We start from the raw sequence: 25,048 nt of genomic DNA on the forward strand, positions 1-25,048 counted from the left end.
CAAAGGGGCTGCCGTGTTCGTCTTCCGGCTCGACACCCACTCCGGCGTGCCGCCGTACCTGCAACTCGTCCAGCAGGCCCGCCAGGCGGTGCTGCTGGGCTTTCTCCAACCCGGCGACCGTCTCCCGCTCATCCGCGAGGTGGTCGAGGAGCTGGCGATCAATCCGAACACCGTCGCCAAGGCCTACCGGCAGATGGAGCAGGAGAACCTGGTCACCGGCCGGCCCGGCCAGGGCACGTTCGTCAACGAACAGCAGTCGGCCGTGATGTCGGCAGCGACGTACACGTCGCTGCGCCGCGGCCTGGTGACCTGGTTGCGCCGCGCCTACGAGGCCGGCCTCGACGAGCAGGCGGTCGACGCGCTTTTCGCTTCCGTCCACCAGCAGACGAGGAACGAGGGCGTGGCGTGACAGCGACGGAGTTCGCGCTGCGCACCGACGGCGTGGGCAAGCGGTACCGGAAGGGCTGGGCGCTGCGCGACTGCACCCTGGCCCTGCCGGCGGGCGGCGTGATCGCCCTGGTCGGACCGAACGGCGCGGGAAAGACCACACTGCTGCGCCTGGTCGTCGGGTTGCTGGCACCGAGCACCGGCACGGTGGAGGTCCTCGGCCACGACGTCACCGCCAGCACCCCGCACACCCTGTCCCGGATCGGGTTCCTGGCCCAGGACCACCCGCTGTACAAGCGCTTCACCGTCGCCGAGATGCTCCGCTTCGGCCGGGCCTGCAACCTGCGGTTCGACCAGGGGCTGGCCGAGCGCCGGCTGGCGAAGCTGGACATCCCGCTCGACCGCAGGGCCGGCACGCTCTCCGGCGGGCAGCAGGCCCAGGTCGCGCTGGCGCTGGCCCTGGCGAAGCGGCCGGACCTGCTCGTCCTCGACGAGCCGGTGGCGAGCCTCGACCCGCTGGCCCGGCACGAGTTCCTGCAGGTCCTCATGGGCGCGGTGGCCGAAGGCGGGGTGACCGTCCTGTTCTCCTCCCACGTCGTGCACGAGCTGGAGCGCGTCTGCGACCACCTGGTCGTGCTCAACCGCGGCCGGGTCACGCTCACCGGTGACATCGACACCCTCCTCACCGAGCACCGGCTGCTCGTCGGCCCGCGCACGGCCACCGACCTCGACCGGGCCGGCACCGTCGTGGAGGCCGTCCACAGCGACCGGCACACGACCCTGCTGGTACGCGACGGCGCGATCCCCACCGCGCCGGGGTGGCAGGCCCAGCCGATCTCGTTGGAGGATCTGGTGCTGGCGTACCTGCGCCGGCCGTCCGAGCCGGGCGCCGCGGTCACGTCGGAGGTGGCGGCATGGCGTGGTTGATCTGGCGCCAGCACCGGACCGAGGTCTGCGTCCTGGGTTTGCTCGTCGGCCTGTTCGGCATCGCCCTGCTCGTGCTCGGGACGCAGGCCCACGACCTGTTCCCCGGCGGTCCCGCCCGGTGTGCGGGAGCGGCCGGTGCCGACGAGGCCTGCACGGCCTCCTTCCGACGGCTCGACGAGCAGTACGGGTTCGTCGAGAACCTCCTGGCGGCCTTCTACCTGGTCCCCGTCGTCATCGGCGCGTTCCTCGGTGCGCCGCTGCTCGCGCGTGAACTGGAGGACGGCACCTGGCAGCTCGCCTGGACGCAGGCCGTGCCGCGGATGCGCTGGCTGGCGGTCAAGCTCGCGGCACTGGCCGGCGTCACCGTCGCGCTCACCGGGATCTTCACCGCGGTGCTCACCTGGTTCCGTCAGCCGTTCGACGCGTGGGAAGGGCGGTTCCAGTACGACGCCTTCGACCTGGAGGGACTTGTTCCGGTGGCGTACGCGCTGTTCGCGTTCGGCGTCGCCACCGCCGCGGGGGCGATCCTGCGGCGCAGCCTGCCCGCGTTCGGCGTCGCGTTCGGGGCGTTCCTCGCCGCCCGGATGCTGGTGGCGCTGCTGGCCCGTCCCGCGTACGCCACGCCGCTCACCACCACGGAGCCGATCTCCGTCGGCGGCGCCAAGGACCGGTCCGTGGCCGGCTTCGCTGACTGGACGATCGAACACGGCTACGCGGATGCCACCGGCCGCAGACTGAGCGCGACCGAGTACTACGACCTGGAGGACGCCGCCGACCGGGCCGGCACCAACCTCAACCAGTTCCTGCACGCGCGGGGCATCCAGCAGTTCGGGGTCTACCACCCGGCCGACCGGTTCTGGACGTTCCAGTTCATCGAGGCGGCCCTGTTCGTCGCCGTCGCGGCGGTCCTGATCGGTGTGGTCGTGTGGCGGGTACGGCGCCGCCTGATCTAATGGCCGGGGTCGACTAATTCGACGATTCACGACTGAATTCGACGACCGAATTCGAACGGGCTTCAGATCTCACCGCCTGTGCGCTAGGCTAATTCTGGGAGCGCTCCCAGACCGTTGGAGCAGCGGCTTCCGCCTGCCGGTATCCACTGCACAGGTCAGAGCTTGCAATTCGGCCAACAATTTCCGCGACATGACTCCGAAACCGTTTCCGGGCGAATTCCCCACCAGCGCGGCGGCGGACTGGACATCACGTGCACAAGGGAGTGCTGATGTTGGGAAGAGCCAGGAAACGAGGCACCGCGCTCGCCGCTCTGGGCGTCACCGTGGCCACGGCGTGCACAGTCCTGACCGCAGCGGCGGGTCTGCCGACCGGTGAGGCGAACGCGGCGGCCGCGTTCGCGTGCAAGGTCGACTACTCGGCCAACGACTGGGGCAGTGGTTTCGGCGCCAACGTGACCATCTCCAACCTCAGCGGGTCGGCGGCCAGCGGCTGGACGCTGACGTACTCGTACGCCGGAAACCAGACCCTGCAACAGGGCTGGAGTGGCGTGTGGTCCCAGTCCGGCAAGCAGATCACGGTGACCAACGCCAGCTGGAACGCCACCATCCCCGCGGGCGGCAGCGTGAGCGCGGGGGCGAACTTCTCCTACAGCGGCAGCAACGCCAAGCCAGCGGACTTCGCGGTCAACGGCGCCACCTGCACCGGCACCAACCCGCCGACGACCACGACGACGACCACCACGACGGGCAACCCGCCGGTCGGTGGTCCGGCGCCGGCGCTGCGCGTCTCCGGGAACAAACTCGTCACCGCCGCCGGGGAGACCTACCGGCTGCTCGGCGTCAACCGCGCCAGCGGCGAGTTCGCCTGCGTGCAGGGCAAGGGCATGTGGGACAGCGGCCCGGTGGACAAGGCGTCGGTGGACGCGATGAAGGCCTGGAACATCCGCGCGGTGCGCATCCCGCTGAACGAGGACTGCTGGCTCGGCCTGTCCGGCTCGCCCAGCGGCGCCGCCTACCAGCAGGCGGTCAAGGACTACGTGAACGTTCTGGTGGCGGGGGGCGTCAACCCGATCCTGGACCTGCATTGGACGCACGGGCAGTACACCGGCAACATCTCGGCCTGCTCGGACGTGAACGCGACCTGTCAGAAGCCGATGCCGAGCATGCAGCACACGCCGACGTTCTGGACGCAGGTGGCCACCGCGTTCAAGGGCAACAACGCAGTCGTCTTCGACCTGTTCAACGAGCCCTGGCCGGACGCGTCCAACAACTGGTCGGACATGGCGGCGGCGTGGCGGTGCCTGCGCGACGGCGGCACGTGCACCGGTATCGAGTACCAGGTGGCGGGCATGCAGGACCTGCTCGACGCGGTCCGCGCGACCGGAGCCACGAACGTGGTGATGACCGGCGGACTGACGTGGACCAACGACCTCAGCCAGTGGCTGGCCTACAAACCCAACGACCCGACCGGCAACCTGATGGCGTCGTGGCACTCCTACAACTTCAACGGCTGCGTGACGGTGTCGTGCTGGGACAGCCAGATCGGCGCGGTCGCCGCGCAGGTGCCGGTGCACGCCGGTGAGATCGGCCAGGACACCTGTGCCCACGACTACATCGACCAGGTGATGACCTGGCTCGACTCGCGCCGGCTCGGCTACACCGCCTGGACCTGGAACCCGTGGGGTTGCAGCGGCGGCAACGTGTTGATCGAGGACTACAACGGCACGCCGACCAAGACCTTCGGCGAGGGCTTCCGCGCCCACCTGCTCACCGTCACACCGTAACCATTCGGAGGCACAGCTGCCGACAGCGCGAGTGGTTCTGCCAGGCGGGACTCCGGCGTACGCTTGACGCCGGAGTTCGTCGGCTGCCCGTCTCTTCTGGTGTGGAGCTGCAGGTGCGACATCGCCGAGCATGAGAGACCTGTGCTGCCGGGTACTCGGTCACGGTCGCGTGAGGGCGGTCTGCCCGCCGAGGTCACCACTTTCGTGGACCGCAAACACGAAGTCGCTGAGGCCAGGCGGCTGTTGGGGGCCGCCCGGTTGCTGACCCTGACCGGGCTGGGCGGGATCGGCAAGAGCCGGCTGGCGGTGCGGGTCGCGGCTGGAGTGCGGCGGGCGTTCACCGACGGGGTGTGGCTGGTCGAACTGGCCGCCCTCGCGGACGGGACGCTGCTGGAGCAGACGGTCGCCGACACCGTTGGCCTGCAGGACCAGTCCGCACGCTCACCGCTGGCGGCCGTGGTGAGCTACCTGCGCGACAAGCGGTTGCTGCTGGTGCTGGACAACTGCGAGCACCTGGCAGACCGATGTGCCGCGATGGCGGCCACCCTGCTCTCGGCGGCGCCAGGACTGCGGATCCTGGCCACCAGCCGGCAGGCCCTGGGCACGGCGGGTGAGCAACTGCTGGAGGTGCCACCGCTGCCTGTACCGGGTTCTGCACGCCCGCCACGTCCGCAGGAGCCGCACGGGCATGCGGCCGTTCGCCTGTTCGTGGAGCGCGCAAGGCTTGTGCTGCCCGGTTTCGAGGCCACCGAGGACAACCACGCCGTGCTGGCCGGGATCTGCCGGCGGCTCGACGGGTTGCCGTTGGCCATCGAACTGGCCGCGGCACGGCTGCGGGCGCTGACGCCCGAGCAGATCCTGCAGCGGCTGGACGACCGGTTTCGGCTGCTGCGGGCGGACTCCTGGACGGGACCAGCCCGCCATCAGACCCTGCGGGCCGTGGTCGACTGGAGCTACGAGCTGTGCTCGCCGGCGGAACAGATGGCCTGGGCCAGGATGTCGGTGTTCGCCGGCGGGTTCGACCTGGACGCGGCGGAAGCGGTCTGCGCGGGGGACGGCATCGGCCGTGACGCGATGCTCGATCTCGTGGCCGGTCTGCTGGACAAGTCGATCCTGATCCGCGAGGACCACGGTCCCACGGCCCGGTACCGGATGCTGGACACCATCGCCCACTACGGACGGGAGGTTCTCCAGGAGTCCGGGATGGCGGCGGTGTTGCGCAGGCGGCACCGGGACCACTACCTCGATCTCGCCGAGCGCGGCGACGCCGAGTGGTTCGGCCCCACGCAGCTGCAGGTCGTCGCCCGCACCCGGCCCGAGCACGCCAACCTGCGCCTAGCTCTGGAGTTCTGCCTCAGCACGCCCGGCGAGTCCCAGGCAGGGCTGCGACTGGCCGCCGCCCTGTACTTCTACTGGTACTGCGGTTTTCTGGCTGAGGGACGTCATTGGCTGAACCGAGCACTGGCACAGGACACCGAGCCGACCCGGACACGAGCCACCGCCTTGCGGATCAACTGCTACCTCGCCATGGCGCAAGGAGACCTCACCGCGGGCGCGGCGATGGTGCGGGAGTACCGGGACTGGGCGCAGTCACAAGGCGACGAAACGGCTTTGGCCTACGCCTTGCACATCCAGGCGGGCATCGCGCAGTTCAACGACGACCTCCAGCGCGGCCTCGCGTTGTCGGAGGACGCCGTGTCGCGGTTCGCCGCCCTGGGCGAGCTGACCTCCATCGTGATCATGGCGTGTGCCAACCAGGTGGTGCCGGCCGTGTTCGGAGGAGGCGACCTGACCCGCGCTGTTGCCCGCACGGAGCACGCCCGCGCGCTCTGCGAAGAGCACGGCGAGCAATGGGCACGTGCCCACACGCTCATCGCGCTGTCCCTCGCCGCGTGGAAGCAGGGAGAGATGGCACGGGCGAGAACGTACGCGCAGGAGGGCCTTCGGGTCATGCACGCCTTTGAAGACATCTTCGGCACGGCGACCTTGGTCGAACGGCTGGCCTGGATCGCCGCGGCAGCAGGTGAGAGCGAGCGGGCAGCAGTGCTGCTCGGCGCGGCCGGCACCCTGTGGCCCCTGGTCGGCGCACAGCCCATGTGCGGGTCCAAGCCCCACCTAGCCGTGCACGACGACTGCGAGCGGCAGATCCGCCATTCCCTCGGCGATCACGACTTTCAGATCGCGTTCGGCCGTGGCGCCGCCTTGGACGCCGGCCAGGCCGTCGCCTACGCGCTGGGAGAAGAGGAGGAGCCGGCTGTCCGCACTTCGGCCGGTTCCGGGAGAACACCGTTGACCCGCAGGGAACAGCAGGTCGCGGAACTGATCGCGCAGGGGTTGTCCAACAAGGAGATCGCCGCCCGGCTGGTGATCTCCCAGCGCACCGCCGAAGGCCATGTGGAACGCATTCTGGCCAAGCTCGGGTTCTCCTCACGCACGCAGCTCGCCACCTGGATCGTCCGGCGGGAGAAGGACCAAACCACTTTAGACAATCTGTGAGCTTCGCTGCGGCCTGCGGCTTCGCCATGCGCCCCAGCGCGGATCACAGCGAGGTCAGCAAGCGCTTGGTCTCGACTGCGCGTGGTCAGCGTTTGGCGAACTGCGCTTTGCCGGGCTGGTCGACGCGCTCGCGGATCGCGATACCCGTGTCGGTGAGGGTCTGCCCGTAGATGTCCGTGATCCGGATGTCGGCCCCGCAGCCGGCGCCCGACTGCGAGACGAAGTAGTTGTACTCCAACCTCGGCAGCGCCATCCAGCCGGACGCGGCACGGACCTCCAGTTTCGCGACCGGGTTGCGGTGGTTGCGCACCTGGATCCCGCACCACCACTGCGACGATCCCTCCTTGTAGCGGTAACTCACCGGACCGCTGACGTCCGGGCTGAGGAGCCGCCAGGAGATCGGCACCCGCCCGGCCACGGGGTTCGCGATCTTGGCGAACGCGGCCTGGCTCAGGTCCACATCGCCCTGCGCGCACTCCGGGCACCGGTCGACGATCTTCACGGTGACCTCGCCGAGCGGCCCGGTGACGCGGAGATACGCGCCGCACATCGCGGAGTTGCCGTAGTCCGTGTGGTTCAGCGCCGCGATGCCCGTGTCACTGGTGGCGTCGTAGGAACAGTTGCCGACACCCGTTGCGCCGTAGAACGTTCCTTCTCCGCGGTAGGTGACGCCCGGTACGACAGCCGCGTTCGCCGGCGTGACCGTGAGCACCAGACAGCAGATCATCATCAACGCCATGACCGACGGTCGCCGCATGACCTCGATGGTCCCAGCCGCACGGCGGAACGCAGCCACCGAACAGTCCAACCCATCACTGTCCACATCGGACGGTGTCGATCTGCACAAAGGACGTTGAGCAGCGGGATTCGATCCGTTCGACAACGCTGGTGTCGAACTGGGCCTCCGCCCCGGAACTCGTGCGCCGCGGCGGAGGCCGTCGTGCTCGTCAACTCGTCGTGCTGACGATCCGATCGTCACCGGCGAGCGGGCTGCCGCGCCCGTCACGGTTCGACGTCGAGAACCACAGCGTGCCGTCCGGCGCCGAAGCGACCGCGCGCAACCGGCCGTAGGTGCCGGAGAACAACGCCTGCGGCTGGCCGACGCCGCCGTTGGCGTTGACCGGGATCTTCCACAGTCGCTGGCCGCGCAGCGCCGCCATGTAGAGATTGCCCTGGTGGAAGGCCAAGCCGCTGGGCGAAGCCGTTGCGGTGGACCACGTCAGCAGCGGGTCGACGAACCGGGGGTTGTTGCACGCACCTTCGCAGGTCGGCCAGCCGTAGTTGCCGCCAGGCTGAATGCGGTTCAGCTCGTCGAGCCGGTTCTGCCCGAGCTCGGCGGCGTACATCCGCCCCTGGGCGTCCCAGGCCAGGCCCTGCACGTTGCGGTGGCCCAGGCTGTAGACCAGTGACGAGGTCGGGTTGCCCGGTGCGGGCCTGCCGTCCATCGTCATGCGCAGGACCTTGCCGCCCAATGAGCTCGGGTTCTGCGCGTTGGCGGTGTTGCCCGCGTCGCCGGTGCCCGCGTAGAGCAGTCCGTCCGGGCCGAACGACAACCCGCCGCCGTTGTGGATCGACTGGCCGCGCGGGATGCTGGTCACGATCGGCGCAGGTGTCTCGCCGATGCGGAACCTGGCGATTCGATTGTCCGAAGTGGACGTGTAGTAGACGAAAACGTACCGGTCGGTGGCGTAGTTCGGCGAGACGGCGATGCCCAGCAGGCCACCCTCGCCCTGCGCCGAGACACCAGGGATGCGAGCGACCTCGCGGGTCGTCCCGTTGCTGATGGACAGCACGCGGGCCGAGTTGCGTTCGGTCACCAACGCCGAGCGATCCGGCAGGAAAGCGATGTCCCACGGTACGACCAGGTTCGTCGCCACGTCACGCTCGACAGCGGCGGCGGTCCCCGGTGTCAGCGACAGCCCCATGGCCGCAGCCGCTCCGAGCAGCAGAACTCGATGGAATCTCATGCATGCCTCCATGACCTCGTTGACGCGATGTCGGCGGCGGCGGCAGCAGCGCGAGACCTCGATTCCATGTAAGCACGGTGAGAGCGTGTCCAACACCGTCAGCCGTAGGATCCCGGCCGGAGTGTCGCAGTGGTGCGTTGGCGCTAATCGCGTTGGTGTTGGGTCGCGGCAACATGGCTCGGTACATCTGGCGGTGCGCGGGCGGGTCGGGCAGTGGCTGTGCGGCTGAGGCGGCGCAGGACTGCAGGAGGTAGCCGGTGCCGAGGCGCTGGTGCGACGGCAGGCTGAGCGTGAGGTCGCCGGAGAACTCTGCGGCCCCGTCTCCGTCCGCCACACCGGCAGCGGGCTCGTACCGACGGCCCATCTGGGCTGATCATCCGCGTTGTCGGCGGGCACGCGAGACAGCCCAGTGGCGCAGGCGCTCGGTGATCTCGGCTTCGTAGCCGTTTTGGGTGGGCTGGTAATAGGTCTCGCGGTCCATGCCACCGGGGAAGTAGTCGGCGCCGGAGAAACCGTCGGCGGTGTCGGGGTCGTACTGGTAGTCCTTGCCGTAGCCGAGGTCCTTCATCAGCCGGGTCGGGGCGTTGAGGATGTGGGCGGGCGGCATGAGCGAGCCGGTGCGTCGGGCGGCGCGATGTGCCGCGTCGAAACCGCGGTAGACGGCGATGGATTTCGGGGCGGTGGCGAGATAGACGACTGCCTGGGCGATCGCCAACTCTCCCTCGGGGGAGCCGAGTCGCTCGTAGACGTCCCAGGCGGCGAGCGTCTGCTGGACGGCGTGCGGGTCGGCCATGCCGATGTCCTCGGTTGCGAAGCGGACCAGTCTTCGGGCCACGTACAGCGGGTCCTCGCCGCCGTCGAGCATGCGGGCGAGCCAGTACAGGGCCGCGTCCGGGTCCGAGCCGCGCATCGACTTGTGCAGCGCGGAGATCAGGTTGTAGTGGCTTTCCTGCGCCTTGTCGTACAGCGGGGCGCGCTGCTGGATGTGGTGGGCGAGCGCGGTGGTGTCCAGGGGTGTCTGGGTATCCGGGAGGGCCTGGAGCTGTTCGGCCATGTTCAGGAGGTAGCGGCCGTCGCCGTCGGCCATGGCGATCAGTGCTCGGCGGGCGTCGTCGTCCAGGGGCAGGCGGTGGCCGGTGAGCTGCTCGGCGCGGGTGAGCAGTGTGGACAGCGCGGCTTCGTCGAGGCGTTTGAGCACGAGGACCTGGGTGCGGGACAGGAGGGCGCCGTTGAGTTCGAAGCTCGGGTTCTCGGTGGTGGCGCCGATCAGGACGATCGTGCCGTCCTCGACGTAGGGGAGGAAGCTGTCCTGCTGGGCGCGGTTGAAGCGGTGGATCTCGTCGACGAACAGCAGGGTGCCCTGACCGACATGACGCCGTTTTTGGGCGGCGGCGAAGACCTTCCGCAGATCGGCCACGCCGGAGAAGGTGGCCGACACCGATTCGAAGGTCAGGTTGCTGCCGGCCGCGAGGAGCCGGGCGATGGTCGTTTTCCCGACACCGGGTGGTCCCCACAGGACGGCCGAGCCGAGGCGCTGCTGGGCGACCATGCGGCCCAGCGGGGCGTCCGGGGCCAGGAGGTGGTCCTGCCCGACGACGTCGTCCAGCCGCCGGGGGCGCAGGCGGTCGGCCAGCGGCCGGGCGGGTTCCTCGTCGAAGAGCGGCAGGGTCGGTTCGATCGGTTCCATCGGACTCTCGGATCGGAGGCGGGACGTGTGCGGCCAGCGTTGCACGGGACCCTGACAAAAGAGGGCTCAGCCGCTGCCGTGGGTGCGCGGATCGACGGGCTCGTCCTCGGCAGGGTCGATCCGTTCATGGGCTCATCCTCTCCCTGAGAACAGACCCAACCGGCAGTAGGCTGCGGACACGTGATGGTCAACAAGCGACACCTCAAGCCGGGCGAACCGGCCGCGGTTCCGCTGTACGGTTTCCAGCCCCCGGTCAGCACTCCGTACGGCCTTGAGGTGCGCACCGTCGAGGACTTCTTCGCCGAGCACGACGACTGGCCGTGGAACCCGCCCCGTCCGGGCCGCGCCACCTTCCACTACCTGATCCTGGTCACCGAGGGCGAGCTGCGGCACGACGTCGACCACGTCACGCGGACGATCGCGCCCGGCCAGTGGCTGTGGGTGCGTCCCGGACACAGTCAGTGCTGGCATCCGCCCGGTGCCGTCCGCGGCCCGTTCATCCTGTTCGAGCCGGACGTGCTGACGCCCGGCACCGCCCGCCTCCTGGCCCCGCTCACCGCGCACGAGGCCCCCGCCGTGCTGAGCCCGCACCCCGATGACGTCGACTGGCTCCAGCAGACGGCACTCCAGCTCCTGGACGAACACCGGGCACTCGGGCGCCGCCCTCTCGACGTCCACCACGCGCTGCGCCGCAGCCTGCTCGAATCGCTGCTGTTGCGCCTCGCCAACGCCCCCGGCGTCACGCCCTCCGACACGACAGCGGGCACGGGCCGTCGTGACACCTACGGACGGTCCGTGGACGCCCTCGAGCTGCACTTCCGCGAACTGCGCCGAGCCGCGGACTACGCCGAACTCCTCGGCTGCTCGGTCCGCACCCTCAGCCGCGCCGCCCAGGACGCCACCGGCCACGGGGTGCGTGAGCTGATCAACGAACGGCGGCTGCTCGAAGCCCGGCGCCTGCTGGGAGGCGCCCGGTGGGACGCCCGGACGGTGGCCGCTCACCTCGGCTTCACCGATCCCGCGAACTTCGGCCGCTTCTTCCGCGACCGCACCGGTCTCACCCCCGCCGACTTCGCGGCAGGGTCTCAGTCGACTGCCTCACCAGCTCTCGGGTGAGAACGGCTGGACAGCCACCCGTTGGTGCGGAGTAATGAGGTGATCCGGCTCAGCGCCTCGGGAGCATTCCTTGTCCGACACCGACACCGACACCGATTCCGGCTCCGGCTCCGGCTCCCCCACCAGACTCGATCGCCGCGGCTACCGGCGGGTCGTCGCGGCCGCGACCGTGGGCACCCTCGTCGAGGTCTACGACCTGCTCGTCTACGGCTACTTCGCCGGCATCCTCGCCGAGCAGTTCTTCCCGCGCCAGGATCCGACGGCGGCGTTGCTGTCCACGTTCGCCGTCCTGGCTCTCGGCTCGGTCGTCCGCCCTCTCGGAGCGATCCTCTTCGGGCACATCGGAGACCGGCTGGGACGGCGGACGGCACTGGTCGCCTCGGTGTTGCTGATGAGCGGCAGCACCATGGCGTTCGGCCTGCTGCCGACGTACCACTCCGTCGGCATCCTGGCTCCGGTGCTGCTGCTGGTGTGCCGGGTGTTGCAGGGCCTGTCGGCGAGCGGGGAGCTCACCGGAGCGAACGTGCTGGTGCTGGAGCACGCTCCGCGGGATCGGCGAGGCCGGGCGGTGGCGATGGTCAACGTCGCGGGCAATCTGGGGGCCTTCACCGCGGCGGCGGTCGGGTTCGGCCTCGCCAGGCTGCTGGAGCCGGAGCAGCTGGCCGCCTGGGGCTGGCGAGTGGCCTTCCTCATCGCCGGGCTCATCGGGCTGGTCGGGTTGTACGTGCGCACCCGCGTGCTGGAAAGCCCGGAGTTCGTCGCGCTCGGCGACGCGCCCAGACGTGGCCGAGCGCCGTTCGTGCGGACGCTGCGCTCGGCCAAGCGCCGGCTGCTGGTGGTCACCGTCTGGACGGCGGCCTCGTCGCTCGGCGGTTTCATGCTGGTCGGCTTCCTCCCCACCTATCTCATGCGGGAGGGCCGGATGTCACCGGCCGACGCGTTCGCCGCCAACGGTCTCTCGATCATCGTGCTGGGCCTGTCCACGATGCTGGGCGGATATCTCGTCGATCGCTTTCCGGTGCGCCGCGTGGCGATCGGCGTCGTCATCGGTGCCGCGCTCACCTCGGTGCCCGCGTTCCTGCTCATCGTGCGGTCAGGCAGCTTCGCCGGTGCCGTGGCCGGGCAGAGCCTGTGGGCGCTGTTCCTGGGCGCCAGCGGGATGCTGGGCGCGGTCCTGAGCGTGGTGTTGTTCCCGGTGCCCATTCGTTTCACGGGCACCGCCCTGGCGAGCAACCTCGCGGTGGCGTTGATCGGCAGCAGCGCTCCGTACGTGTCAGCGTCCCTGATCGCCGCCACCGGCAGTCCGCTGTCGCCCGCGATCTACGTGCTGGTCGTGTCGGCAGGAGCCCTGTTCGCCGCGATCTTCGGACTGTCGGCGGGAGTACGCCTCTCCCGTGGACCTGGGGATGTGCGGACGGCAGAATCGTCGTGAAGCCGCACACCTGACGTCAGGGGGTCGTGCCAGCCGTGGATCGGGTCCACGTCGGCGGTCTTCCCGCCGAGCTGACCAGCTTCGTCGGACGACGGCGTGACGTGGGGGCCGTGAAGCGGCTTTTGGGTGAGGGCCGGCTGGTGACGTTGACCGGGGTCGGTGGCACCGGGAAGACGCGGCTGGCCCTGCGGGTGGCGACGGAGCTGCGACGAGCGCTGCCGGACGGCGTGTGGTTCGTCGACCTGACCCAGCCGCACGGGTCGGATCTGCTCACCATGGAGGTGCAGGACCCGAACGTGCTGGCCTACCTGGTGGGGTCCGCGCTCGGGTTGCGGGAACAGTCGGCCAGGCCGCCGCTCGAACTGCTGGCCGACCAGCTCGCCGACCGGCACCTGCTGCTCCTCCTGGACAACTGCGAGCAGCTGATCCCGGCCTGCGCCATCATGGCCGACACGCTGCTCCGGTCGTGCCCGAAGCTGCGGATCCTGGCCACCAGCCGGGAACGGCTGTGCATCGCGGGCGAACTGACCTACGAGGTACCGCCGCTACCGGCGCCGGAGCCGGAGCCGGAGCGGCGTCCAAGCCTCAAGGAGCTCAGTCTCAACGAGTCGGTGTCGCTGTTTTCCGCCCGCGCCGACGTCGCCGGACCCGGCTTCCAGCTCACCGAGCAGAACAGCCTGGCGGTGGTCGGGATCTGTCACCGGCTGGACGGGCTGCCGCTGGCGATCGAGCTGGCCGCCGCCCGCATCCGGGTGCTGACGCCCGAGCAGATCCTGGAGCGGCTGGACAACCGTTTCGCACTGCTCAGCCGCGGCCTGCGCACCTCCCCACCACGACAGCAGACGCTGCGGGCCTGCGTGGCCTGGTCCTTCGACCTGTGCTCCAAGCCGGAGCGGCGGCTGTGGGAACGCCTGTCGGTGTTCAGCGGCGGGTTCGGGCTGGACGCGGTCGAAGGCGTCTGCGCGGACGAGATCCTGCCGGTCGACTCCCTGCTCGACCTCGTCACCGGCCTGGTGGACAAGTCGATCGTCACCTTCGTCGACCAGGGCGAGGTCGCGCGCTACCGGATGCTGGAGACCATCCGCGAGTTCGGGCAGGAGGAACTGGAACGGCGTGGTGAGGAAGCCGCGCTCCGCCACCGGCACGCTGCCTGGTACCTGAACCGCGCCGGTGTCGCGGAACAGAAGTGGTTCGGCCCGGACCAGGAAAAGTGGTGCCGGTGGTCGAGGACCGAACACGGCAACCTGCGGATGGCGTTCGACTTCTGCCTCAGCACACCGGATGGCCGGCCACAGGCGTTGCGCCTGGCCGGAACCCTGTGGTTCTACTGGCTGGTCTTCGGTCTGGTGCTGGAGGGCCGTGACTGGCTGCGGCGGGCACTCGAGGTCAACCCCGCGAACACCGCGGACAGGGCTGTGGCGCTGTGGATCGACGGTCACCTCGCCAGCGTGCAGGGCGATCTCGACGCGGCGACCGCACGACTGGAGGCGGCCTTCGACCTCGCCCGGGACGTGGGCGACGAGATGACCCAGGCACGCGCGATCAAACGACTCGGCGCGGTGGCGATGCACCGCGGTGACTACCAGCGGGCCACCGCGTTTCTGGAAGACGCCCTCGCCCGGTTCAGCGCCCTCGGCGAGGAGGGCGCCGGCACCGTCCACGCACGGATCGCACTCGCGATGAACTGCTACCTGCAAGGCGATCACCCCGCTGCCGCACGACAAGCCGAGCAGATCCTCGCCCTCTGCCGGCCACGAGGTGATCGCTACCTGTTGGCGCACGGGCTGAACGTCCTCGCCAGGGTCGAGTTCGCCCTGGGCGACCTCGACTCCGCCGCGGCCTGGGCCCGGGAAGCCCTCGGTCTGCGGCGCAGCCTGCCCGACGCGATGACGCTGGTCTTCTCGCTCGACCTGCTCACCGAGATCACCGCCGCCATCGGCGACTACGAACGCGCGGCCACGCTCATCGGGGCGGCGCGCAACAGGTGGCAGACGTTCACGACGTCGGTACGTCGGTGGAAGGTCATCGCCGAGCCTCGCCGGAAGTGGGAAACCCGGATCCGCGAAGTGCTCGGCGACGCAGCCTTCGAAGCCGCCGTCCGCCGCGGCGCCGAGTTCACCACCGGCGACATGATCTCCTACGCCCTGGGCGAGGAAGTCCAGCCCGCACCCGACGCCGATCGCCCTGAGCCGGACGTGCGGCTGACCCGCCGGGAGGCCCAGATCGCCGATCTCGTCGCACAGGGCCTGTCCAACAAGCAGATCGCCGCCAAGCTGGTGATCAGTCAGCGCACCGCGGAGGGTCACGTCGAACGGATCATGCAGAAGCTGGGAGCCACTTCACGCACCCAGATCGCCCGGTGGCTGCACGACCGATGACCTGACGCCGTGTGTCCGATGTGGACGCCGCAGGTCGGTCAGCGACCCAGGTGGGCTTGCAGGAGGTTGGGGTCCTTCGCGGTGAGGTAGGCGGCGCTGGGCACGTGGACGGTGCGGCCGCGCACCGCGATCGAGGTCGGACCCTGGAGCCCGTCGGCACCGGTCAGGACCACGGTGTGGGTGCCGTCGGGCTTGACCAGCGCGACCTGGTTGGCGGTGTGCAGTGCGGCGATGATCTCGTTGCCCCTGCCGGTGAAGGCGAAGTCGTCGACTCCGGTCAGCCCGGTGGCCGTGACCTGGGCGGGACCCGCGTTGCCGTTGGCGCGCACCGGAATGCGCAGGAGGGTGCCCCGGTCGAGGTTGGTCACCCACACCGCACCGTCGCGGAACTTGAGACCGTTCGCGCCGAGGAAGCCGGCCGGTGCGAGCTCTCCGTCGGACGACCAGACGGCAGCGGCGCCGGCACCGGTGGTGGGCACCCGCCAGACCACACCCGTGGAGTCCGCGACGTAGAGCGTGCGGGTGCGCTGGTCCAGTGCCAGCCCGTTCGGCAGGCTGGTGGCGGGCAGAGGTGCGATGCGCCGCGGTGTGCCGCCGGGACTGAGGCTCCAGACACCGGTCAGGTCGGCGGTTCCGGTGGCGTACAAGAAGAACAGCGTGCCGTCGGGCGCCCGGTCGATGCCGACGGTGAGCGGAAAGCCCAAAGCGGGTGTGTTGACTCCGCCGTCCGCGGGCGCGGGCAGCGTGGCCAGGACGCGAATCACGCCGGTCGGCGAGATCTCGGCGATCTGCCGCGCCTTGGCGAAAGCCACGTGGGCGGATCCGTCCGGTGACAGCACGATGCTCTCCGGCGTCTGGCCCTTGGCCAGGTCGAAGTGCTGGACGATGCGCGCTCCGCAGAGCGGGAACGAGACGGCCGACGCCGGCGTGGCGCCGACCGCGACGAGGGAACCCGCGGCCAAGACCGCAGCTACGAACGTGTGCCTGACAGAGTTCACGGAGATGCTTTCCTCACTGTTTTCGGGCATGCGGCAGCGCGGTGGAGGTGCGCGGCCGTGCGAAAGGGGGGTGACGGGTGGATCAGCCGATGCTGAGCAGGTTTGCCGACGAGGCCGACGTGCTCGGCGCGATGGCTTGGGCGAGCAGGGAAAGCGTGGTGTGTGAAGGCGAACCCGCTGGTGCGGTGGCGACCACGATGCTGGGCCCCGGTCCGTTGCTCAGGGTCTGTTGCGTGACGGTCAGCGAACCGACCAGGGGATGCCGCATCTCGTAGTCGGCCGTGGTGCAGGCTTTGACGCGGTGGTCGGCCCACATCGAGGCGAACTCGGCGCTCTTCGCGCTCAGCTGCCCCACCAGTTCGTGCAGCGCGGCGTCGTCCGGATGCTGCCCGGCCATCAGGCGCAGATTTCCCACCACTGCCTTGGCCTTGCTCGGCCAGTCCACGTACAGCTCACGGGTGTGCGGGTCCAGGAACACCAGTCGGGCCATGTTCGGACGTCGTGCCGCCTGCAGTGCGCCGAAGTCCAGATGGCCCGCGAACAGCGCGTGCCCTTGCCTGTTCCAGGCGAGTACGTCGCTGCGGCGGCCCAGCACGATCGCCGGGACACCAGCCAGCGCGTCGAGCAGCTGTCCGGTCGCCTCCGACACGCGCTCGGGTGCCGAGCGACGCGCCCGGCGAGCCTGTTTCGCCGGGCCTGCCAGGGCGTGCAGGTGCTGCCGTTCAGCCTCGTCCAGTTGCAGGGCGGTGGCGAGCGCGTCCAGCACCTCGGTCGAGGCGCTCGTCGAATGCCCTTGTTCGAGCCTGGTGTAGTAGGAGCAGCTGACACCGGCCAGGCGCGCCAGCTCCTCCCGTCGCAGACCTGGCACCCGCCGCCGCTCACCGTAGGTCGGTACGCCGACGTCCTCGGGACGAAGCTGCGAGCGCCGCGTCTTCAGGAAGTCCCCCAGTCCCGCAGTCATGGAACGAGTATGTGCCGGATCCGAACGCGTTACCTGTCCCAGCCAGGGATACGCAGAGCAGGGAATGGTGCGCACGCGGGGACGGCGATTGAACTGGGCCCTGCCGGAGAAGAGCCGAACAAAGGATCACCATGAGCACCAACACCGATCTGCACGACTTCACCTTCACGCGTCGTGCCTGGGTCGATGCCACACCTGCCGACCTCTACCGCCTCGTCAGCGATGTGTCCTCGATCAGCCGGTGGAGTCCGAACGCGAGCGACATCGTCTTCGACGAGGGTTCCGGCCCCGAGATCGGCGCGTGGTTCAGCGGCCGCAACCGCAGGGACGGCAAGGAGTGGACGACGCGCTCGCAGGTGGTGAAAGCCGAACCGGGTGCGGCGTTCGCCTTCGTCGTCGGCGGAGCGGAGAACGGCATCGTCGAGTGGAGCTGGACGTTCCGCCCTCAGGGCCGCGGCTCCGTGGCGGAGCAGTCGTGGCGGTTGCTCCGCCTGGACCCGGTCCTCGGCAGCACTCGGGCGGAGGTGGACGAGCTGCGCGAGTACATGGCGGCGAGCGCTGAAACCACGCTCATCCAGCTCGCCGAATGGATCACGACCAACCGGTCGGCTTGAGCACGGCGGTGGGCGCGGTGTCACGTTCACCGCTCTCAGGACGACCTAGGAGAGGTGACCCCTGGGGAGAAAGGTCGGCGTCGATGAGTCAGGCCGGTACGGACTTGCACGAGCTCAGCGGTGAGGGCACGCCGTCGGTGACGGACGTCGACCGGATCGCGGCGCACGCCGACCCCGTCGTCCGCAACCTGCAGATCACCCATTGCTACCACCGGTTGTCACGGGCGCTGGCCTCCCACACCGGCGGGGCCGCGAACTGGTGCACCTTCGCGGTGTGGGCGTCCAAGCAGGTGGGGCAGACGATTCGGCAGGAGGACGTGGCGCGCACGGTCGAGCGCCTGCTGAAGTCCTCACCCGAGGTGGCTGCCGGGGTCGACCTGGTGGCGCAAGGTCTGAAAAAGGCCGTGCCACCCGAGCTGGTGCGCCGGGCCGTGGTGACGACCGCACGGCTCGACGACGTGAGTGCCGCGTCGGCACGGGGGAACCTCAAGGTCTTCGAGGAGATCGCGCGGGAGTTCGCGCGTTTCCTCGCCGAGGTCGCCGACGATCCGTCCAGCGCCGAGCGGATCGCCGAGTTCTGCGACGCGTTGCGGCCCGGTGAGCCGCCCGAGGGGCAGCGCTACCTCCGGCAGGCCTTCACCCGGTACCACCGTGCGATGACCACCCACGACCCGAAGCAGCGGGCCGAACTGCTGCTGCTGGCGAACATCGAGATCGGCCTGCACGAGCAGACTCGGCTGCAGCCGGAGATCGCCGCCGCGCTGGAGGCACCGGTGGTCGACCCCGGCGAACTCGAACGCCGCCTGCTCGACCTGCTCCTGCCGGGCAACCGGGTGGTCAGGTGGGTGCGCCGGACGTTGCTGACCGTGCTCGGCAGACGGGGCGCCGTGCGGGCCGCCAGTGAGCGGCTGGCGAGCCAGGCGCGTGTGCTGGTTCGCCGGGCGGTCACCAAGCACCTGATGACCCTCGCGCTGCCGGGCGGTGAGCTGCTCGACCTGAGTGACGATCTGCCCGCGACGTTTCCTCCGCTGCTCGCGAAGCTGTCCGACCGTGAACTGCTGGCGATGCTCGACATCATCGACCCGACGGCGGACAGCCTGCTCGGCACGGCCGCCCGTGACTGGGCCGATCTGCCGGACCGCATGCACTACATCGCGGACATGTTCCGTTGCCACGCCCTGCGCGGTGATCTGCTCGACCCGCCGTTCACCGCGGAGCAGGTCGAGGCTCTGACCGCCGGACGCCGGCCTGGCGGAGCGCTCTGAGCCGCACCGGGAACCGGATCACGACTTCGGGCAACAGGAAGCATGACCACGTCAAAACCTCCTCGGCGCGGCGAGCCGCCGCCTGAGATCTCGGACGAGGACCTGCTCACCGAGTCGCTGGCCACGCCGGAACGGTTCGCGACGATCTTCGACCGGTACGCCCCGGTCGTGCACGGGTACCTGTCCCGGCGGGTCGGCGTGCTGGCGGACGACCTGGTGAGCGAGACCTTCCTGCTGGCGTTCCGCGGCCGGACCGGCTACGTGCCCGGCCGCGCGCCGGTGCGGGCGTGGCTGTTCGGCATCGCCACCAACCTCGTGCGCCGGCACGCCCGCGACGAGGAGCGGCGGTACCGGGCGTTCGGCCGCGCGGCCGGGCACGTCGAGGCCACGACCGAACTCGGTGAGGTGGCCGGCCGCGTGGATGCCCAGGCGCTGCGCGACGAGTTGGCCGAAGCACTGGCCGCGCTGACCGACGAGGACCGCGACGTGCTGCTGCTGTGGACCTACGCGCAGCTGTCCTACGCCGAGATCGCCGTCGCGCTGGACATCCCGGTCGGCACCGTCCGATCCCGGCTGCACCGCGGCCGCGGCAAGGTTCGCGACCGCCTCAGCGACCTCTGGCTGACCACCGAGGAGACAGCATGAACGAGTTCACCATGATCCGGGAGCACGGCCCGGAGCCGACCCCGCTGTCCGCCGACGTGCTGGCCAAGGCCCGCGCCGACCTGCTGGCCGAGATCCACGCCGCCACACCCGCCACGACCAGCCGGCCGGTGCACCTCCGTCGCCGCACGGTGGTCGTCGCCGCCGCGGCTGTCGCGGTCGCCGTCGTCACCGGGGTCATCGCGACCGGCGGCACCGACACGCCGATTCCCACCTACGAGGCACCAGTGCTGATCAAGTTCGACATGCCGGCCCTGCCGCCAGAGCTGAACCCGGTCCCGGACGGCGTGACCGCGCCGGGCTTCACCGCGGAACCCGGATGGCTCGCCGCGGTCTACAGCGACGCTGACAAGAAACCCGGCGAGGAGATGAGCGCCATCTCCGTCATCGTCTCCTCGAACCGGCGGAGCAGCGACGGTGCCCGGACGACGTACGCCGGCAAGCCGGCCGTGCTCGAGAAGGTCGACCAGAAAGAACCCGCGTTCCGCCAGGTGGCCCTCACCTGGGAACGGTCACCCGGCCAGTGGATCAAACTCACCGGTACCGGCCGCTACGCCGACGAGCACACGGTCCGCTCGCTGGCCGACACCCTGGTCGACACGGACAAGCGGTTGAGCCTGGACATCAACGTCGCCCCGGCCGGGTGGGAGCTCTACGCCTTCAAGGGCGCCGCCCCGGACGGCGCGGGAGCGGTCACCTCGCTGCGAGACCCGAACAACCCGAACCGGACCATCCACGTGAGCACCATGCTCGGGCTCGTGCCGAACTACGGGCAGGCCGTCGAAGGCGGGCCCCGGGACACCATCGGTGTGTCCGTCAACGGCCGGCAGGGCGACCTCGTCCAGATCCCCGGAAAGCAGTGGATGCTGCAGGCTCCCCTGCCCGACGGCAGAGCCTTCCAGCTCCAGGTCCCCGCCGACTTCACCCAGCAGCAGGTGATCGAACTGGCCGAAGGCGTCAGCTGACCCCGACTCCCGTGGCCGTCCACACCGGACGGTCACGGCGAGCGCGGTGCTCTCACCTGGCCGCGTCGTAACGCTGCCGCGCCTCCATCACGTCCGGCATCTGCGACTCGACGTCCTGGATGAGGCCGAGCAGCAGTTCCGCGGTGTGCCGGCCGCGGTCGGTCAGGCTGTACTCCACCTTGGGCGGGATCGTCGGCTGTGCCTCGCGGTGGACGAACCCGTCCCGCTCCAGCGCCTGCAGCGTCTGCGCGAGCATCTTCTCGCTCACCCCGTCGACCCGGCGGCGCAGCTGGTTGAACCGGAACGTGCCCTCGTGCAGGGCCACCATCGCCAGCGTGCCCCACTTGCCGGTCAGGTGTTCCAGCGTCGAGCGGGACGGACAGCGCTGCGCGAACACGTCGAACAGGAACTTGTCGTGCTCGTCCGCGGGTCTCGTCACATCGCTCACACCTCCCATACTACCCATTCCGCCGCACGATCCAAGAGACGGTACTCACTCAGGGGTTGCACTTTCTAAAAGTTTGTACAAACCTAGTGCCAGTACAGACACGAAGGAGAACCTCGATGATCGTCGTCACCGGTGCCACCGGACACCTCGGCCGCCTGGTCGTGGAAGCACTCGCACGCAAGGTCCCGGCGGAGGAGATCGTGGCCGCGGTGCGGACGCCCGAGAAGGCCGCTGACCTGGCCGCGCTCGGTGTGCAGGTGCGCGTCGCGGACTACGACCAGCCGTCCACGCTGGCCGAGGCGTTCGCGGGCGCGGAGAAGCTGCTGCTGGTCTCCAGCAGCGAGGTCGGCCAACGTGTTCCCCAGCACACCGCCGCCGTGGAGGCCGCCAAGGCCGCCGGCGTGGCGCACATCGTCTACACCAGCGTCCTGAGCGCCGACACCACCGCGATCGTCCTGGCTCCGGAGCACAAGGCCACCGAAGAGGTCATCCGCGACTCGGGCATCCCGTTCACGTTCCTGCGCAACGGCTGGTACACCGAGAACTACGAGCAGGCCGTCGCCCAGGCGCTGGCGACCGGCGCCATCCTCGGCAGCGCGGGTGAGGGCAAGCTCGGCGGTGTGCCGCGCGCCGACTACGCCGGTGCCGCGGTCGAGGTGCTCACCGGCACCGGCCACGAGAACAAGGTCTACGAGCTCGCCGCGGACGAGGCGTGGAGCTACGCCGACTTCGCCGAGGCGATCGCCCGGATCTCCGGCAAGCCGGTCGCCTACCAGAACGTGCCCGCGGAGCAGCACCGGAGCATCCTGCTGGGCGCGGGCCTGCCCGAGTTCGTCGCGGACATGCTCGTGGACGCCGACCGCGCGATCGCCGACGGTGAGCTGGCCTCCGACAGCGGCGACCTGCGCACGCTGCTCGGCCGTCCCACCACCAGCCTGGACGACGCGGTCACTTCGCTGCTCAAGAACCTGGGCTGACCGTCGTGGCCACGAACAAGATCAACGTCATCCTCGGCGTGCTGGCCACGATCGTGCTGGCCTCCGCGGTCAACACCGCCGTGTCCTTCGCCGCTCAGGAACTCGGCGCCTCGGCCGAGGTGATCCAGGGCCTCGCGCCCCAGGCCTACGTGTTCCTCACCGCGATCGGCGTGGTGGTGGCCGCCGTGGCGTGGGCCTTGATCCGCCGCAGGGCCGCCCGGCCGAACGCCGTGCTGCGCAAGGTGGTGCCGATCGTGGTCGCCGTGTCGCTGGTGCCCGACCTGCTGCTGTTCGGCATGCCCGGCGCGAGCCCGGTCGGCGTGATCGCCCTGATGCTGATGCACGTCGTGGTGGCCGCGGTCGCGGTGCCGATCTTCCGCAAGGTGTTGCCGTTGCCCGCGGACAGGTCCCAGGACGCGACCGTCCGAGCCTGATCAAGCCTCGAAGGGGGTCTTCGTTCCGCTACTGCGGAGCGAAGACCCCCTTCTGCTCGATCAGGCGCCGGGAGCCAGGTACAGCAGGCGGTTCGGCGAACCCGAGCCGGCGCTGGTCACCTTGCCCGTGGTGGCACCGGAGGTCAGGGCGCTCGCGACCTGGGCGGGCGTCGCCGACGGGTTGTTCTGCAGGTAACGGGCGATCGCGCCGACCACGTGCGGGGTGGCCATCGACGTGCCGCTGATGGTGTTCGTCGCGGTGTCGCTGGTGCTCCAGGAGGACGTGATCGACGAGCCGGGCGCGAAGATGTCCAGCACCGAACCGAAGTTCGAGTAGCTGGCGCGCGCGTCCGTGTTGGTGGTAGCGCCAACGGTGATCGCGGCGGCCACCCTGGCCGGGGAGGTGCTCGACGCGTTGACGTTGCTGTTGCCCGCCGCCACCGCGTAGGTCACGCCCGCGGCGATGGAGCGGTTGACGGCGGCGTCGATCGTGGTCGAAGCGCCACCGCCCAGGCTCATGTTCGCCACCGCGGGCTTGATCGCGTTCGCGGTGACCCAGTCGATGCCGGCGACGACACCGGCGGTCGTGCCGCTGCCCGCGTTGTCGAGCACGCGGACGCCGTACACGGTGGCGGCCTTGGCGACGCCGAAGGTGCTGCCCGCGATGGTGCCCGCCACGTGCGTGCCGTGACCGTTGCCGTCCTGCGCGACCGCGTCGTTGTCGACGAAGTCGTAGCCGTTCTTCGCCCGGCCGCCGAAGGTGGAGTGGCTGATCCGCACGCCGGTGTCGATCACGTAGACGTTCACGCCGCTACCGGTCGAGGTGTAGTTGTAGGAGCTGCTCAGCGGCAGCGACGCCTGGTCGATCCGGTCCAGTCCCCACGACGGCGGGTTGGTCTGGGTGGTGTCGGTGTGGAAGACCTGGTCCTGTTCGACGTACTCGACCGCGGGGTCAGCCGCGAGGCGCTTGGCCTGCCGCTCGGACAGCTTCACCGTGAAGCCGCGCAGTGCGCTGCCGAAGACGCGGTCGACCCCGCCGCCGTTGCGGGCCGCCACGGCATTCGCGGTGGCTTCGGTGGCGTGCACCGAGGCAGGAGTGTCCTTCAGCTTGACGACGTAGCTGTTCGGAACCTTTTCCGCGGCGTCGGCGGAACGGATCTCGCCCTCCGCGGCGTGCGCGGGCACGACCAGGATGGAAAGGGCGACGGTGCTGGTCATCCCGAGCCCGGCCAGGAACCGGACGTTTCGTGACTTTTGCATGTGTGTTTCCGTTCTCGAACAGTGACGAGACGCGCCCCAGGAGGTTTTCGCAGGGTAGGGCGCATCTGCCACGTGTTCGTCCTCGCCCCAGAGGCACAGTGCCCTGGGTTCGTGCAGAGCGTAAGTATCCGGTTCCCCGAAAGGAAAGGAATGAAATTTGCCAGTTTCAGCAGATGTCAAAACATCGCTGACGTGCTTCTTCTCGCCATTCGGACACGCCGACCGGCATTCTGTGAATTTGCTGTGAGCGACCTATGTCGGAATTGTCACTCGCCGCATTACCGCGAGGCCGGCCCGAAGAACGTGTGCAGGTCCTTGGTGGTCGAGATGATCTCACCGGCGCTGGACGCCCAGGAGGGGTTCTGGTGGGTGATGTCGACGACCTTGAACTGCCCGGTGAGGACTGCAGCAGTCGGGCACTGTTCTTGTTGGTACGCCTGGTCATTCGCAACTCGGTCATGGCGGTGACGATCATCGACCTCCCTGACACGGGACAGTCACCGCGCTGACGCCACCTGCTCGGTGGCACGAGATCGAGGTCAGGCCGTCGAGGAACCCGTTCTCCACCAACGCTCGACGGCCTGGACGAGCTCCTCGCCGATGCGGTCGAGGAACTCGGCACCCTCGGTCAGCCGGGCGCCGGCCGGAGTGGCGGGGCCGAGGATCGTCGCGGTGCGGCGGGCGCTCGCGGCCAGTTCGACGTTGCGCTGGGCAGTCGCCAGCAGCGACCGGTACCACATGTCGTCGCCCAGGACGTACCGCTCGCGACGGCCGGAGGAGTCGCGCTCTCTCCGGATGAGACCTTGCGATTCCAGGAATCCCACCGCTTTCGACACCGACGCCGGGCTGACCCGCAACCGCCGCACCAGCTCGGCGACGGTCAAGCTGCCGGAGTCGGTGACGTAAAGGGCGGCGAACACACTGGACGCCATCTGAGGCAGGCCAGTGTGCGCCAGCATGGTGGTGAGTTCCTCGAAGGCGTCGGCCACCGCCTCAGGGGTGCGCCCCTGCGGATCCGCCGGCGCCGGGCGCGCGGAGGAGTTCTTGGGGCGACGCGCGCGCCGCACGGAAGCCCGCTGCGCCTCCCCCGGCCGGTAGTCGGCGGGTCCGCCGTTGCGCGCCACTTCGCGGGTGACCGTCGAGGTGGGCCGGCCCAGGCGCCTGGCGATCTCGGTGTACCCGTGCCCGGCAGCGAGTCCGGCTGCGATGCGCTGCCGGTCCTGCGGGGTCAACCTGCCCTGGGTCATGGACGCTCAACTCTCCTGCGGCTCGTGCGCAGAGGCTATTCGCACACAGGAGTCATCGCAACGCCGACTGTTGCATTCATCGTCACGGC

23 protein-coding genes are annotated in these 25,048 nt (G+C 69.6%); 15 read left to right on the forward strand and 8 right to left on the reverse strand.

Annotation, left to right across the window (positions count from 1 at the left end; all coding sequences use genetic code 11):
• Positions 1-13 precede the first annotated feature (13 nt).
• From G7043_RS30090 to G7043_RS30110, 5 genes are all read left to right on the forward strand, one after another.
• Positions 14-409: a GntR family transcriptional regulator gene (locus tag G7043_RS30090; RefSeq protein ID WP_166051322.1), complete on the forward strand. Its 396-nt coding sequence runs from the start codon at positions 14-16 to the stop codon at positions 407-409.
• Entirely contained in the window at positions 406-1,314 is a 909-nt protein-coding gene (locus tag G7043_RS30095; RefSeq protein WP_166051324.1) for an ABC transporter ATP-binding protein, read from the forward strand. The genes G7043_RS30090 and G7043_RS30095 overlap by 4 nt, the downstream gene beginning before the upstream one ends.
• Positions 1,302-2,267: an ABC transporter permease subunit gene (locus G7043_RS30100; RefSeq protein ID WP_166051326.1), complete on the forward strand. Its 966-nt coding sequence runs from the start codon at positions 1,302-1,304 to the stop codon at positions 2,265-2,267. Before G7043_RS30095 ends, G7043_RS30100 begins: the two co-directional genes overlap by 13 nt.
• Before the next feature lie 269 nt (positions 2,268-2,536).
• Positions 2,537-4,051 (forward strand): cellulase family glycosylhydrolase, encoded by a 1,515-nt coding sequence (locus G7043_RS30105; protein WP_166051329.1) that lies wholly within the window; start codon positions 2,537-2,539, stop codon positions 4,049-4,051.
• 204 nt (positions 4,052-4,255) lie between these two features.
• A complete protein-coding gene (locus G7043_RS30110) occupies positions 4,256-6,547 on the forward strand; it encodes an ATP-binding protein (RefSeq protein WP_166051331.1) in 2,292 nt (763 codons plus the stop codon).
• 85 nt (positions 6,548-6,632) lie between these two features.
• On the opposite strand, the gene G7043_RS30115 is transcribed toward G7043_RS30110, so the two are convergent.
• The 3 genes from G7043_RS30115 to G7043_RS30125 form a co-directional block, all read right to left on the reverse strand.
• Complete coding sequence (locus tag G7043_RS30115; RefSeq protein ID WP_207311931.1) at positions 6,633-7,304, reverse strand: expansin EXLX1 family cellulose-binding protein; 672 nt, start codon at positions 7,302-7,304, stop codon at positions 6,633-6,635.
• Between the two features lie 190 nt (positions 7,305-7,494).
• The gene (locus G7043_RS30120; RefSeq protein ID WP_207311932.1) at positions 7,495-8,514 is read right to left on the reverse strand and encodes a PQQ-dependent sugar dehydrogenase; all 1,020 of its coding nucleotides are present in this window, start codon (positions 8,512-8,514) and stop codon (positions 7,495-7,497) included.
• Between the two features lie 373 nt (positions 8,515-8,887).
• Positions 8,888-10,201, reverse strand: coding sequence for a replication-associated recombination protein A (locus tag G7043_RS30125; RefSeq protein ID WP_166051335.1), 1,314 nt, complete (start codon positions 10,199-10,201; stop codon positions 8,888-8,890).
• Between the two features lie 183 nt (positions 10,202-10,384).
• Here G7043_RS30125 and G7043_RS30130 point away from each other — a divergent pair, with 183 nt between their 5' ends.
• The 3 genes from G7043_RS30130 to G7043_RS50040 all read left to right on the forward strand — a co-directional run bounded on the left by G7043_RS30130 (position 10,385) and on the right by G7043_RS50040 (position 15,127).
• Positions 10,385-11,317, forward strand: coding sequence for a helix-turn-helix domain-containing protein (locus G7043_RS30130; RefSeq protein ID WP_166051337.1), 933 nt, complete (start codon positions 10,385-10,387; stop codon positions 11,315-11,317).
• A gap of 70 nt (positions 11,318-11,387) precedes the next feature.
• Complete coding sequence (locus G7043_RS30135) at positions 11,388-12,749, forward strand: MFS transporter (RefSeq protein WP_166051338.1); 1,362 nt, start codon at positions 11,388-11,390, stop codon at positions 12,747-12,749.
• A gap of 35 nt (positions 12,750-12,784) precedes the next feature.
• Positions 12,785-15,127 (forward strand): ATP-binding protein, encoded by a 2,343-nt coding sequence (locus G7043_RS50040; protein ID WP_166051340.1) that lies wholly within the window; start codon positions 12,785-12,787, stop codon positions 15,125-15,127.
• 38 nt (positions 15,128-15,165) lie between these two features.
• On the opposite strand, the gene G7043_RS30145 is transcribed toward G7043_RS50040, so the two are convergent.
• Both G7043_RS30145 and G7043_RS30150 read right to left on the reverse strand, forming a co-directional pair.
• Positions 15,166-16,089 (reverse strand): hypothetical protein, encoded by a 924-nt coding sequence (locus G7043_RS30145; protein WP_242642826.1) that lies wholly within the window; start codon positions 16,087-16,089, stop codon positions 15,166-15,168.
• Positions 16,090-16,207: 118 nt separating this feature from the next.
• Positions 16,208-17,086 carry a helix-turn-helix transcriptional regulator gene (locus G7043_RS30150; protein WP_166051343.1) on the reverse strand — a complete coding sequence of 293 codons (879 nt, stop codon included), beginning with the start codon at positions 17,084-17,086 and terminating at the stop codon, positions 16,208-16,210.
• A gap of 131 nt (positions 17,087-17,217) precedes the next feature.
• On the opposite strand from G7043_RS30150, the gene G7043_RS30155 reads away from it, so the two are divergent.
• The 4 genes from G7043_RS30155 to G7043_RS30170 all read left to right on the forward strand — a co-directional run bounded on the left by G7043_RS30155 (position 17,218) and on the right by G7043_RS30170 (position 20,593).
• Positions 17,218-17,700, forward strand: coding sequence for an SRPBCC family protein (locus G7043_RS30155; protein ID WP_166051344.1), 483 nt, complete (start codon positions 17,218-17,220; stop codon positions 17,698-17,700).
• An 83-nt stretch (positions 17,701-17,783) separates the two neighbouring features.
• Positions 17,784-18,965, forward strand: a complete 1,182-nt coding sequence (locus G7043_RS30160; protein ID WP_166051345.1) for a hypothetical protein — start codon at positions 17,784-17,786, stop codon at positions 18,963-18,965.
• A 42-nt stretch (positions 18,966-19,007) separates the two neighbouring features.
• Positions 19,008-19,610, forward strand: coding sequence for an RNA polymerase sigma factor (locus G7043_RS30165; protein WP_166051346.1), 603 nt, complete (start codon positions 19,008-19,010; stop codon positions 19,608-19,610).
• Positions 19,607-20,593: a hypothetical protein gene (locus G7043_RS30170; protein WP_166051348.1), complete on the forward strand. Its 987-nt coding sequence runs from the start codon at positions 19,607-19,609 to the stop codon at positions 20,591-20,593. The genes G7043_RS30165 and G7043_RS30170 overlap by 4 nt, the downstream gene beginning before the upstream one ends.
• 52 nt (positions 20,594-20,645) lie before the next feature.
• Here G7043_RS30170 and G7043_RS30175 read toward each other — a convergent pair whose 3' ends face one another.
• Positions 20,646-21,050, reverse strand: a complete 405-nt coding sequence (locus G7043_RS30175) for a winged helix-turn-helix transcriptional regulator (RefSeq protein WP_166051817.1) — start codon at positions 21,048-21,050, stop codon at positions 20,646-20,648.
• 107 nt (positions 21,051-21,157) lie between these two features.
• Here G7043_RS30175 and G7043_RS30180 point away from each other — a divergent pair, with 107 nt between their 5' ends.
• Together G7043_RS30180 and G7043_RS30185 are read left to right on the forward strand one after the other, a co-directional pair.
• Positions 21,158-22,018, forward strand: coding sequence for an SDR family oxidoreductase (locus G7043_RS30180; protein ID WP_166051349.1), 861 nt, complete (start codon positions 21,158-21,160; stop codon positions 22,016-22,018).
• Positions 22,019-22,023: 5 nt separating this feature from the next.
• Positions 22,024-22,452: a DUF6069 family protein gene (locus G7043_RS30185; RefSeq protein ID WP_207311934.1), complete on the forward strand. Its 429-nt coding sequence runs from the start codon at positions 22,024-22,026 to the stop codon at positions 22,450-22,452.
• Between the two features lie 60 nt (positions 22,453-22,512).
• Here G7043_RS30185 and G7043_RS30190 read toward each other — a convergent pair whose 3' ends face one another.
• Positions 22,513-23,712 (reverse strand): S8 family peptidase, encoded by a 1,200-nt coding sequence (locus G7043_RS30190; protein ID WP_166051350.1) that lies wholly within the window; start codon positions 23,710-23,712, stop codon positions 22,513-22,515.
• A 365-nt stretch (positions 23,713-24,077) separates the two neighbouring features.
• On the opposite strand from G7043_RS30190, the gene G7043_RS30195 reads away from it, so the two are divergent.
• A complete protein-coding gene (locus G7043_RS30195; RefSeq protein ID WP_166051352.1) occupies positions 24,078-24,221 on the forward strand; it encodes a hypothetical protein in 144 nt (47 codons plus the stop codon).
• Between the two features lie 30 nt (positions 24,222-24,251).
• Here G7043_RS30195 and G7043_RS30200 read toward each other — a convergent pair whose 3' ends face one another.
• Positions 24,252-24,959, reverse strand: coding sequence for a GbsR/MarR family transcriptional regulator (locus tag G7043_RS30200; protein ID WP_166051354.1), 708 nt, complete (start codon positions 24,957-24,959; stop codon positions 24,252-24,254).
• Positions 24,960-25,048 lie beyond the last annotated feature (89 nt).

This window comes from Lentzea alba, assembly GCF_011067745.1.
In the GTDB taxonomy this organism is placed as follows: Bacteria; Actinomycetota; Actinomycetes; order Mycobacteriales; family Pseudonocardiaceae; genus Lentzea; species Lentzea alba.

Excerpts from the sequence above, each read along its gene's own strand:
- G7043_RS30165 (WP_166051346.1), top strand. The coding sequence starts at position 19,008 with ATGACCACGTCAAAACCTCCTCGGCGCGGCGAGCCGCCGCCTGAGATC.
- G7043_RS30200 (WP_166051354.1), bottom strand. The coding sequence starts at position 24,959 with ATGACCCAGGGCAGGTTGACCCCGCAGGACCGGCAGCGCATCGCAGCC.
- G7043_RS30175 (WP_166051817.1), bottom strand. The coding sequence starts at position 21,050 with ATGGGAGGTGTGAGCGATGTGACGAGACCCGCGGACGAGCACGACAAG.
- G7043_RS30160 (WP_166051345.1), top strand. The coding sequence starts at position 17,784 with ATGAGTCAGGCCGGTACGGACTTGCACGAGCTCAGCGGTGAGGGCACG.
- G7043_RS30120 (WP_207311932.1), bottom strand. The coding sequence starts at position 8,514 with ATGAGATTCCATCGAGTTCTGCTGCTCGGAGCGGCTGCGGCCATGGGG.
- G7043_RS30115 (WP_207311931.1), bottom strand. The coding sequence starts at position 7,304 with ATGCGGCGACCGTCGGTCATGGCGTTGATGATGATCTGCTGTCTGGTG.
- G7043_RS30180 (WP_166051349.1), top strand. The coding sequence starts at position 21,158 with ATGATCGTCGTCACCGGTGCCACCGGACACCTCGGCCGCCTGGTCGTG.
- G7043_RS30170 (WP_166051348.1), top strand. The coding sequence starts at position 19,607 with ATGAACGAGTTCACCATGATCCGGGAGCACGGCCCGGAGCCGACCCCG.
- G7043_RS30190 (WP_166051350.1), bottom strand. The coding sequence starts at position 23,712 with ATGCAAAAGTCACGAAACGTCCGGTTCCTGGCCGGGCTCGGGATGACC.
- G7043_RS30125 (WP_166051335.1), bottom strand. The coding sequence starts at position 10,201 with ATGGAACCGATCGAACCGACCCTGCCGCTCTTCGACGAGGAACCCGCC.
- G7043_RS30105 (WP_166051329.1), top strand. The coding sequence starts at position 2,537 with ATGTTGGGAAGAGCCAGGAAACGAGGCACCGCGCTCGCCGCTCTGGGC.
- G7043_RS30130 (WP_166051337.1), top strand. The coding sequence starts at position 10,385 with ATGGTCAACAAGCGACACCTCAAGCCGGGCGAACCGGCCGCGGTTCCG.
- G7043_RS30150 (WP_166051343.1), bottom strand. The coding sequence starts at position 17,086 with ATGACTGCGGGACTGGGGGACTTCCTGAAGACGCGGCGCTCGCAGCTT.
- G7043_RS30155 (WP_166051344.1), top strand. The coding sequence starts at position 17,218 with ATGAGCACCAACACCGATCTGCACGACTTCACCTTCACGCGTCGTGCC.
- G7043_RS30100 (WP_166051326.1), top strand. The coding sequence starts at position 1,302 with ATGGCGTGGTTGATCTGGCGCCAGCACCGGACCGAGGTCTGCGTCCTG.